The organism is Streptomyces sp. NPDC035033, assembly GCF_040636735.1.
Lineage (GTDB): Bacteria > Actinomycetota > Actinomycetes > Streptomycetales > Streptomycetaceae > Streptomyces.
This window is the reverse complement of record NZ_JBEZUZ010000154.1, coordinates 1-9328: the sequence shown is the minus strand read 5'-3', so window position 1 is coordinate 9328 and position 9328 is coordinate 1. Positions and strand designations below refer to the sequence as shown.

The 9328-nt window shown below is 74.3% G+C and carries 7 protein-coding genes and 2 pseudogenes; 5 read left to right on the top strand and 4 right to left on the bottom strand.

What is annotated here, in order from left to right; genetic code table 11:
- Window positions 1-235, top strand: a pseudogene (locus AB0E83_RS34015) (glutamate--tRNA ligase); the annotation flags it as partial.
- A gap of 180 nt (window positions 236-415) precedes the next feature.
- Here AB0E83_RS34015 and AB0E83_RS34010 read toward each other — a convergent pair.
- Window positions 416-1519: pseudogene (locus AB0E83_RS34010) on the bottom strand (phage/plasmid primase, P4 family); the annotation flags it as partial.
- Window positions 1520-1684: 165 nt separating this feature from the next.
- Window positions 1685-2641 carry a ScbA/BarX family gamma-butyrolactone biosynthesis protein gene (locus AB0E83_RS34005; protein WP_362120458.1) on the bottom strand — a complete coding sequence of 319 codons (957 nt, stop codon included), beginning with the start codon at window positions 2639-2641 and terminating at the stop codon, window positions 1685-1687.
- Between the two features lie 108 nt (window positions 2642-2749).
- Between AB0E83_RS34005 and AB0E83_RS34000 the strand changes: the two genes are divergently transcribed.
- Window positions 2750-3382: a ScbR family autoregulator-binding transcription factor gene (locus AB0E83_RS34000; protein ID WP_362120456.1), complete on the top strand. Its 633-nt coding sequence runs from the start codon at window positions 2750-2752 to the stop codon at window positions 3380-3382.
- A gap of 105 nt (window positions 3383-3487) precedes the next feature.
- Here the strand turns inward: AB0E83_RS34000 and AB0E83_RS33995 are convergent, their stop codons facing one another.
- Window positions 3488-4054, bottom strand: a complete 567-nt coding sequence (locus AB0E83_RS33995; RefSeq protein ID WP_362120454.1) for a helix-turn-helix domain-containing protein — start codon at window positions 4052-4054, stop codon at window positions 3488-3490.
- A gap of 424 nt (window positions 4055-4478) precedes the next feature.
- Between AB0E83_RS33995 and AB0E83_RS33990 the strand changes: the two genes are divergently transcribed.
- The gene (locus AB0E83_RS33990) at window positions 4479-5672 is read left to right on the top strand and encodes a transposase (protein WP_362120452.1); all 1194 of its coding nucleotides are present in this window, start codon (window positions 4479-4481) and stop codon (window positions 5670-5672) included.
- A gap of 83 nt (window positions 5673-5755) precedes the next feature.
- Here the strand turns inward: AB0E83_RS33990 and AB0E83_RS33985 are convergent, their stop codons facing one another.
- Window positions 5756-6634: a helix-turn-helix transcriptional regulator gene (locus AB0E83_RS33985; RefSeq protein ID WP_362120451.1), complete on the bottom strand. Its 879-nt coding sequence runs from the start codon at window positions 6632-6634 to the stop codon at window positions 5756-5758.
- Window positions 6635-6691: 57 nt separating this feature from the next.
- Here AB0E83_RS33985 and AB0E83_RS33980 point away from each other — a divergent pair, with 57 nt between their 5' ends.
- Window positions 6692-8203 carry an MFS transporter gene (locus AB0E83_RS33980; protein ID WP_362120449.1) on the top strand — a complete coding sequence of 504 codons (1512 nt, stop codon included), beginning with the start codon at window positions 6692-6694 and terminating at the stop codon, window positions 8201-8203.
- A gap of 30 nt (window positions 8204-8233) precedes the next feature.
- On the top strand, window positions 8234-9268 hold the full coding sequence (locus tag AB0E83_RS33975) for an aldo/keto reductase (RefSeq protein ID WP_362120447.1): 1035 nt from the start codon (window positions 8234-8236) through the stop codon (window positions 9266-9268).
- The last annotated feature ends 60 nt before the right edge of the window (window positions 9269-9328 follow it).

Genomic DNA, 9328 nt, shown 5'->3' with positions numbered 1-9328 from the left:
TCCCGTGCTGGCCCCCGTCCCCCTCTGGTTGGGGCACGGCGTGCTGGCGGTTCGGCCCCCCGTCGGCGAGCAGCACGGCCTCAAGCTGGGCAAGGCCCAGGCGCCCGTCCGGGTCGCCGTCACCGGCCGCACGATCGGACTCCCGCTGTTCGAGTCCATGGAGCTGCTCGGCCGGGACCGCGTGCTGGCCCGGCTGGACGCGGCGGGGGAGCGGCTGGCCGCCGGTCGGAAATGACCGCCGCGCGGGCGTGACCGCCGGTCGGGGGCGCCCGTCCCCGGAGGGCGGGGCCGCGCCGGGCCCCCGGCCCCGGCCGTTCCTCGCCGTCCTCTCCGTACGCCGTCCCGGCTCGGCGGGCGACGGCGGCGGGCGATGGCAATGGCGACGGCGACGGCGACGGGGTCAGGTTCCGGGCAGGGCCTGGCGGAGGTGGGCGGGGCCGTCCAGGGGGGTGCGGGTGGCGAGGTGGCGGCGGGCGCCTTCGACGAGCCAGTGGAGGATGCCGGGGCCTTCGTCGCGGACGAGTTCGTACGCCAGGTTGTCGATCCTGCGGTCGTCGGGCACCACGCGCTCCAGGGGGAGCAGCCGGAGGCGGCGCCAGAAGGCGAAGCCTCCGGTGGCCGCTTCGGGGCGGTGGTGGCCGAGGAGCCAGAGGTGGTGGGTGGGGGCGAACGAGAAGTACTCGTGCGGGCCCCGGCGGGCCTTGATCTTGTCCCCGCCCGAGAGCAGCCGCACCCGCGCCTCGTCGAACCTGTGCCGCGGGTTGAACTCGCCGCACACGATCAGGCGGCGGCCGTGCAGTTCGGCCAGTTCGGTCGAGTGCTCGGGGAGCGGGCCGCGGTCCATGAGGAAGCCGGGCGGGGCGGCGTCCGCGTAGTCGCCCAGGATCTGGATCATGGTGTCCATCAGGACGGACTTGCCGTTCTTGCCCGGCCCGTACAGGAACGGCAGCACCTGCGCGCCGACGTCGCCCGTGATCGAGTAGCCGAGCAGCAGGTGCAGGTAGGCGATCGTCTCCCGGCCGGTGTCGTCCGCGCCGAAGGTGTCGGTGAGGAAGCGGAGCCAGCGCGGGGTCGGGGTGGGGCGCGGGGCGACGGCGGTGGAGCGGGAGTGGGTGTCGCGGGCCGGGTCCGGCGCCCGCAGCAGGCCGGTCCGCAGGTCGACGACGCCCTCCGGGGTGCACAGGGCGTACGGGTCGCCGTCGAGCGAGCCCGGCGGCAGCGAGAGTTCCGGGGCGGCCACGGCCTGGGCGAGGAGCGCCCTCATGCCGGTGGTGGAGAGCGAGCGGCGCTTGTGCAGGCGCAGTTCGCGGGCGTCGAACCGGCCGACCGGGTCGGTCTCGCCGAGTTCCTCGGCCATCTCGCCGACCGCCCACAGGACCGCCTTCTCGGCGTCGCAGCGGTTCCACCGGTGGCCGTCCCAGCGGAACCAGCCGAGGCCCTCGACGTGGCGGAACCGGGCGCGGTGGAGCCGGGCGAAGAGCTGGGCGTTGCCGCGGTCGGTCAGGGTGGGGGGCAGCAGCGGTCCCGCGGCGCGGCGGGCGTCGGAGGGGAGGGCGGTCGTCGTGTTGCTCATGGGTCTCCTCCGCCGGGGTGCGGCGGGCCGGGACGGAATGCGGTACGGAGGTCCTGACGGCGGGACCGGCGGGGCGCCCCCGGTGGGGACGGGGGCGCGGTGCCGGGCCGGTCAGTCGAGGAGCGTCATCGTCACGGTCGCGGTGAAGGCCGCCCGGTCGGCCTGCCGGCCCGTGACCCGGACGGTCCGGTGGCCGAGCGGGGTGTCGAGGGCCGGTTCCGCCTCGACCCAGCACACCTCGTCCAGTTCGACGAACCGGAAGAACTGGACGTCCAGTCCGGTCATAACCGCCCGGGCGGGGCGCACCACGTGGTGGGCGGCCTGCCGGGCGGCCTCCAGCAGCAGCATGCCGGGAGCGTGGTCGACGGGGTGGTCGAAGAGGACGGGGTGGTGGGTGTCGACGCGCAGCTGCCAGTGCCGGTCGGACGCGCCGGGGGCGAGCACGACGTTCTGCGGGCTGCGCTGCCCGACGTGGTCGGGGGCGAGCGGGGCGGGCAGCGGTACGGCCCGGGCCATGACGGCGGCGGCGTCGCTGCGGGCACCGCGTAAACGCCGGTAGATGGCCGGGGCCTGGTTGGTGAAGCGGGTCTCGGCCAGGCCCAGGCGCCGCCCGTCGCGGACGGCCGTGGCCCGCATGGTCATCCCGGTCAGGCGGCCCGCCCGCCTGACGACGTCGGCGCACGTCAGGTGGAGTTCGGGGGCGGCGGGGAGCGCGTCCCGGCGCAGCGCCTCGGGGAAGAGGGTGCACCGGAAGCGGTCCCACGTCTGGCGGTGGTCCATGGGGGCGTCGTACCCGGCGTGGCAGAGCAGGGGTATCGACTGGCGGAACGTCTCGACGAAGAGCATGGGGTCGTACAGGCCGTGGTCCGACACGTAGAAGTCGTGCTCCCAGGGCCACTGGGCGGCCGTGACGAAGGAGTCCTCGCCGGTCGCGCGCCATCCGGAGAGCAGCACCTCGTCCTTGGCGACCTTGTGCACGAGCCGGCGCGGGATCACCGGGTGCGCGGGGGCCGAGGGGGCGGCGTCGAATCTGCGGGGCGAGCCGGGACGAAGGGTCTTGGCGTTCATCGCACAGGCCTCTCTGAAGGTTCGCATTAGCGCCGCACAGGTGTGTGCAACGCGCTCAGCGCCACATAACCTAGAGAGTGCTCTGTTTCTTTGTCGAGAGGATCCGTCATGTCACGTCCCCAGCAACAGCGGGCGGTGAAGACCCGCGCGGCCATCATCAGAGCGGCCGCGGAGGAGTTTGACCTGCACGGGTACGCCGGCACGAGCACGACGAAGATCGTCAAGAGGGCCGGCTCCACCATGGGAGCTCTTTACTTCCACTTTGCTTCCAAGGAGGACCTGGCCAAGGCGGTCATGGCCGAGCAGGGCGCCGATCTGCCCGAAATGCCCGGACGGCCGGGGCTGCAGCGCCTGATCGGCCTGACCTTCGAGATCGCCCGGGCGCTGCGGGGCAACGTCCTGCTCCGGGCGGGCGTCCGCCTCGCCATCGAGCAGGGCGCCTTCGGGCTGCGGGACGCGTCCGCCTATCAGCTGTGGATCGCCACCTTCGAGCAGGAGCTCGTCGCGGCGCAGGCGCTGGGCGAACTCCGCGACGGGGTGGACCCCGCCGCGGTCGCCCGGTTCCTCGTGGGCTCCTACAGCGGCGTCCAGCTGCTGTCCGAGATCAGTTCGGGGCGCGCGGACCTGTCGGAGCGGATCACCGAGCTGTGGCGGTACGTCCTGCCGGCCCTGGCCGTTCCCGAACTCCTGGAGGAGCTGCGGCCGGAGGACCGGAAGGCGGCGGGCCCGGGGGCCGGCTGACGGCGGGGCCCTCCGCTCCCCGCCGGGTACGGGACCGGGCCCCGCCCGTCCGCGGCCCGGCCGCAGCCCGTCGGCCGACGTGCGCCGGCGGGCGCTTCGGCGTGCTCAGGAGGCCCTGGCGGGGTGCTCGTGCTCCAGTCCGATGCCCACCAGGGCGGTCTGCCACTGCTCGGCGAGCTGCTGCTGCGCCGTCCTGGGCCTGCCGGCGGAGTGGGGCAGGAGCCCCACTTCGAGGCCGGCCACCAGGCTCCCCACCAGGAGGGCCGCCGTCTCCGGCTGGGTGCCGGGCCGGAGCTGGTCCAGGACGTGCGCCTGGTACAGCCGGGTCCGCACCAGGGGCAGCCAGCTCGACCGCCAGTCCACCTCCAGCGCGGGGTGCTCGCGCGCCAGCCGTGCCGCCGCGCGGACCAGCGCCTGGCCGTTCAGCAGCTCGGCGAGCGCCTGCGCGATGCCGCCCACGGACGCCAGGGGCGTCGCCGCCCTCGCGTCCGCGTCGTCCACGGCGCTGTGCGTGGCCTCGATCCCCGCCGCGCCGACGGCCCGCGCCAGCGACGCCTTGGTGGGGAAGTGGAAGGTGAGCGCGCCCATCGTGACCGCCGCCTCCCGGCAGACGCGGGCGAAGGAGGTGCCGTCGTAACCGCGCGACGCGAACTCCGCCGCGGCGCTGTGCACCAGCCGATTCCGTGTCCGCGCCGCACGGGCCTGACCGGTCCGCTCCGTCACCCCGTCTCCCTTCCCTCGTGTCCGCGGGCCCCTCGCGCCCGCAGGGCCCGGCGTGCCCGCCGTGCCCGTCTTCGTGTTCCTTCCGGCCCGCTCGCGAGGGGGCGCTCGGCGGCGCCTCGGGCCGGGGTCGGTGATGCCGCCTCCCGGGGGCCGGGAGGGCGGGGTTCCGAGCATCCTGCGGGAGCGGTCACCCGGACGGAAGGTCAACTTCCCGAAGACGCGGCGGGGTTCCCGGCGTCCACGATGGCACACCGCGCCCGGTGCGACGTGCCAAAGTGGCGCGGCTCCGGCCGCCCGCCTAGACTAGAAAAGAGAGTGCTCTCTATGTTTGTCGTCAGTGACGATCGAGCGAGAAGACTCAGGGGGAGTGGCCGTGCTCAACAGCGCCGACATCCGCCGCCACGGGCGCGTCCCGGGCGACAGCGACGGACACCTGGAGGAGTTCGTCGACCGTCTCTTCGGGGACCTGCCGAGAGCGGACCAGCGCAACCGGTCCCGCGAATACCTGACGGGCCTGCTGGTGACACCCGGCAAGAAGTCCCTGCGCCGCATGGCCGCCGCGGTCTCCACGTCCCCGTACGCCTCCCAGGCGCTCCAGCAGTTCGTCAACGTGAGCCCCTGGGACTGGCGACCGCCGCGGCGCGCGCTGGCCGAATGGGTCGAGGAGCGGCGCCCCACCCTCGCCTGGACGCTCGCGCTCGCCGTGGCGCCCAAGCGCGGCGACCACTCGGCGGGCGTGCACCGGCGCTTCGTCCCGGGACCCGACCGCGCCCTCAACTGCCAGCTGGGCGTGGGGCTCTTCCTGAGCTCCGAGGACGCCTGCGTCCCCGTCGACTGGCGGCTGGTGCTGCCGGGGCGGTGGGCGACCGACACGGCCGCGCGGGCCGCCGTGCGCATCCCCGAGGACGAGCACACGCCCGCCGAGGGCGCCTGCGCCCTCGACCTCGTCCGCGTCCAGGCCGCCGGCCGGCGGGGCGTCCCCCTCGTCGTCGACCTGACCCAGGTCCCGCACGAGGCGACCTTCCTCGCCGACCTCGCCGCCCTCGGCACCGGCTTCGTCGCCCAGGTTCCCGGCACCCTCCTCCGGCCCCCGAACGGGCGGCCGGGACCGGCCGCCGCCGGCCACCTGGTGCGGTGCGCCGCGGTCCTGCCCGGCTTCGGCTCGGGCATCGTCCCCGGAGTGCGCGGACGCGGCCACTCCCGGGTCCGCACCTGCGCCGTACGCCTGGCGCACGGGACCTCCGCCGCGGACCGGCGGCCGCTCGGGCTCGTCGTGGAACAGCCCGCCGACGGCACCGGCACCCCGCGCTGGTTCGTCACCGACCTCACCCACCTCGGGCCCGGCGGGGTCCTGAAGCTGGCCGGCACCCTCGGCAGGAGCGCGAGCGCCGTGCGGGAGATGGAACGCGATCACGGGCTGCTGGACTTCGAGGGCCGCTCCTACCCGGGCTGGCACCACCACATGACGCTCGTCTCCGCCGCGTACGCCTACCGGCAGGCGTTCGGCGGGGGGACGCGCCCCGGCTCCGAGCTGCGGGCGAGGACGAGGATGACGCGGGCCGCCTGAGCCGGCGCCGACACCGGCACCGACGACCGCGCGGGGCCCGGAAGCACGACGCTTCCGGGCCCCGCGCCCGTGTCCCGCCCCGGTCAGCCGGTCTCGGCCAGGCGCACGTGGGCGCGGGCCTCGCGCCGGGCCAGCAGCCTGCCGACCTTCTCGGCCGTGTCGGTGCCCGGCAGCGGCGACTGGAGGATCAGGCGCATGTCCGAACGGCTGGCCAGCCGCAGCGTGCTGTGCTCGAAGGTCAGACAGCCGACCACCGGATGGTCGATCTCCTTGGTGACCGCCGTGTCCTCCAGGACGTCGTGCCGGTCCCACAGCTCGGCGAACTCCGGGCTGCGCCCGCTCAGCTCGGCCACCAGCTCCGCGTAACGCGGATCGTCGGCGTGGTCGGCGGCGTCGGCGCGGAACTGCGCCACCACCGTCGGCGCGAACTGCTCCCAGGCGCGGAAGCGCGAGCGGTACGGGCCGGCGGTGAAGTACGCCACCAGACAGTTCGGTTCGGCCCGGCTGAAGGAGAAGACCTCCTCGGCGGCGTCGTTGACCGCCACCACGTTCCACCACCGGTCCAGCACGTAGGCGGGATTGGGCAGCCAGGTCTCCAGCACCCGGCGCAGCTCCGCGGTGATCTCCGGCCGCCCGGACGGGGCGGACCGCGGCGGGTTCAGGCCCGCCAGGCGGTACAGGTGCGCCCGCTCCGCCCCGCTCATCCGCAGCGCCCGCGCGATCGCGTCCAGGACCTGCTCGGACACCTTGATGTCCCGGCCCTGCTCCAGCCACATGTACCAGGAGGAGCCGACGCCCGCGAGGACGGCGACCTCCTCGCGGCGCAGGCCCGGGGTGCGCCGCCGGCCGCCACCGGGCAGCCCCACGTCCTCGGGGGTGATCCGGGCCCGGCGGCTGCGCAGGAAATCACGGAGCTCGCCGCGGCGTCCGTTGCCGTTCTGCCGACTGGTGCTAGTGGTCACAGCACTACCATAAACAGGCTCTCTCCACGGCGGGCCGTTCGCGCCGATGCTCGGTACATGGTTTCCACGACTACGCCAACTCAGGCGGCCTCCACCGCCCTCACCGCCCGGCAGTGGCTCATCCTGACCGTGCTGTGCGCCGCCCAGTTCATGGTGGCCCTCGACTTCTCGATCGTCAGCGTCGCCCTGCCGACCATCGGTGACGACCTCGGCTTCAGCATGTCCGCGCTGCCGTGGGTGGTCACCGCCTTCGCCCTGCCCTCCGGCGGGTTCCTGATGGTCTTCGGCCGCGCCGGCGACCTGTACGGACGCCGCCGCTGGTTCATGTCGGGCCTCGTCCTGTTCACCGTGGCCTCGCTCGTCGCCGGACTCGCCGCCGACCCGGTCGTGCTGCTCGCCTCCCGCGCCGCCCAGGGCTTCGCCGCCGCGATGCTCGTGCCGTCCGGCATGTCGCTGCTGACCACCTCGTTCCCCGAGGGCCCGCAGCGCAACCGCGCGCTCGGCGTCAACGGCGCGCTGATCTCCCTCGGCTTCACCTCCGGCGTCATCCTCGGCGGCGTCATCACCGAGGCCCTCAACTGGCGCTGGACGATGTTCATCAACATCCCCTTCGGCCTGCTCGCCATCATCGCCACCCCGCTGCTGGTCGCCGAGAGCCGCAGCGAGGAGCGCAGCCGCCTGGACATCCCCGGCGCCGTCACCGTCACCGCGGGCCTGCTCGCCCTCATCTACGGCATCACCGCGGCCGAGCACGGCGGCTGGAGCGCCCCCGGCACCTGGGTCCCGCTGCTGGCCGGCGTCCTGCTGCTGATCCTGTTCGTCCGCATCGAGGCCAAGAGCCCCGCCCCGCTGGCGCCGCTGAAGGTCCTCACCAAGCGCAGCGTCGGCTGGGGCAACCTCGCCGGCTTCATCACCTTCTCGATGATCACCGCCTGCGTCTACCTGATGACCCTGTACATGCAGCAGGTCCTCACCATGAACCCGCTGACCACCGGCCTGGCCTTCGGCTCGCTCGGCGTGGCCGCCATCCTCGGCGGCGTCGTCGCCCCCAACCTGGCCAAGCGGTACGGGGCGCGCGCCGTCCTCGTCGGCGGCCTGGCGATCCAGGCGATCGGCACCGCCGCCCTGGTGTGGCTGACCGCGGACGACAGCTTCACGCTGCTGCTCGTCGGCACCGGCCTGGCCGGCTTCGGCCACATGGCCGCCGTGGTCGCGTACACCATCGTCGGCACCTCGGGCCTCGCCGACACCGAGCAGGGCCTCGCCTCCGGCCTCGCGACCACCTCCCAGCTCGTCGGCCTGACCGTCGGCATCCCGGTCCTCGGCTCCATCGCCACCGCCCGCATCAGCTCCCTCGGCGACAGCGTCTCCGCCACCCAGGCGAGCCTGAGCGGCGTCCACTACGGCGTCCTCGCGGCCGGCGCGATCATCGCCTTCGGCGCCCTGACCTCCCTGCTCTTCCTGCGCGGCGGACGCACCCCCGTCCAGCCGCTCACCGCGGTCACGACCGACCACCGGCGGTCCGGGACGGCCACCGAGCAGCAGGTCCCCGTCGACTCCGTCCGCTGACGCCGCTCCCACACCAAGGGAATTGACCGCATGAACATGAGATTCCTCGGCCGCACCGGCCTCCAGGTCTCCGAACTCTCCTTCGGCGCCATGACCTTCGGCAGCGGCGGCGGCTACGGACACATGGGCGGCCTCGATGTCGACGGCGCCCGGGCCCTGGTCGAACAGTGCCTGGACGCCGGGGTGAACTTCTTCGACACGTCCGACGTCTACGCGGCCGGGGAGTCGGAGCGGATCCTCGGCGCCGCCGTGCGGCGGCGCCGCGACGAGGTCGTCCTGGCCACCAAGGCCCGCTGGCCCCTGGAAGGGGCCGGCCCCAACGACCAGGGCCTCTCCCGCCACCACCTCGTCAGAGCCGTCGAGGCGAGCCTGCGCCGCCTCGACACCGACCACATCGACCTCTACCAGATCCACGGCTGGGACGGCCGCACCCCCTGGGAGGAGACCCTGCGCGCCCTGGACGACCTCGTCCGGGCCGGAAAGGTCCGCTACCTCGGCGCCTCCAACCTCGCCGCCTGGCAGCTCACCCGGGCCGTCGGCCTCAGCGAGCAGCACTTCCTGGAGCGGTTCGCCGTCCACCAGATCCAGTACAACCTGCTCAACCGGGAGGCCGAGTGGGAGCTGATCCCCATGGCCCGGCACCTCGGCGTCGGCATCACCTGCTGGAGCCCGCTGGCCGGCGGCCTGCTCTCCGGCCACCAGCAGCCCGGCACCACCCCTCCGCCGGGCAGCCGGCGCTCCACCGGCTACTTCGAGCCGCAGGACATGCAGTGGGCGTTCAAGGTGGTCGACGCCGTGCGCAAGGTCGCCGCCGACCGCGGCGCCACCCCCGCCCAGGTCGCCATCCGCTGGCTGCTCGACCAGCCCGGCGTCACCTCGGTGATCCTCGGCGCCCGCAACAGCGGGCAGCTCGCCGAGAACCTGGACGTCACCGGCTGGTCGCTCAGCGACCAGGAGCGGGCCCGCCTCGACCTCGTCAGCCACCGCCCGCTGCCCTACCCGTACTGGCACCAGGCGTTCACCGACGCCGACCGCGCCGGCTCGGCCGACGGCCTGGAGGACTGACCGCGAGGGGCCCGGGGGGGGGGGGGCGCCCCGCCCCCCCCCCCCCCCCCCCCCCCCCGC

What these genes read in the sequence shown, in the direction of transcription:
- AB0E83_RS33975 (WP_362120447.1), top strand. Translation starts at nt 8,234, where the DNA reads ATGAACATGAGATTCCTCGGCCGCACCGGCCTCCAGGTCTCCGAACTC.
- AB0E83_RS34005 (WP_362120458.1), bottom strand. Translation starts at nt 2,641, where the DNA reads ATGAACGCCAAGACCCTTCGTCCCGGCTCGCCCCGCAGATTCGACGCC.
- AB0E83_RS33980 (WP_362120449.1), top strand. Translation starts at nt 6,692, where the DNA reads ATGGTTTCCACGACTACGCCAACTCAGGCGGCCTCCACCGCCCTCACC.
- AB0E83_RS34000 (WP_362120456.1), top strand. Translation starts at nt 2,750, where the DNA reads ATGTCACGTCCCCAGCAACAGCGGGCGGTGAAGACCCGCGCGGCCATC.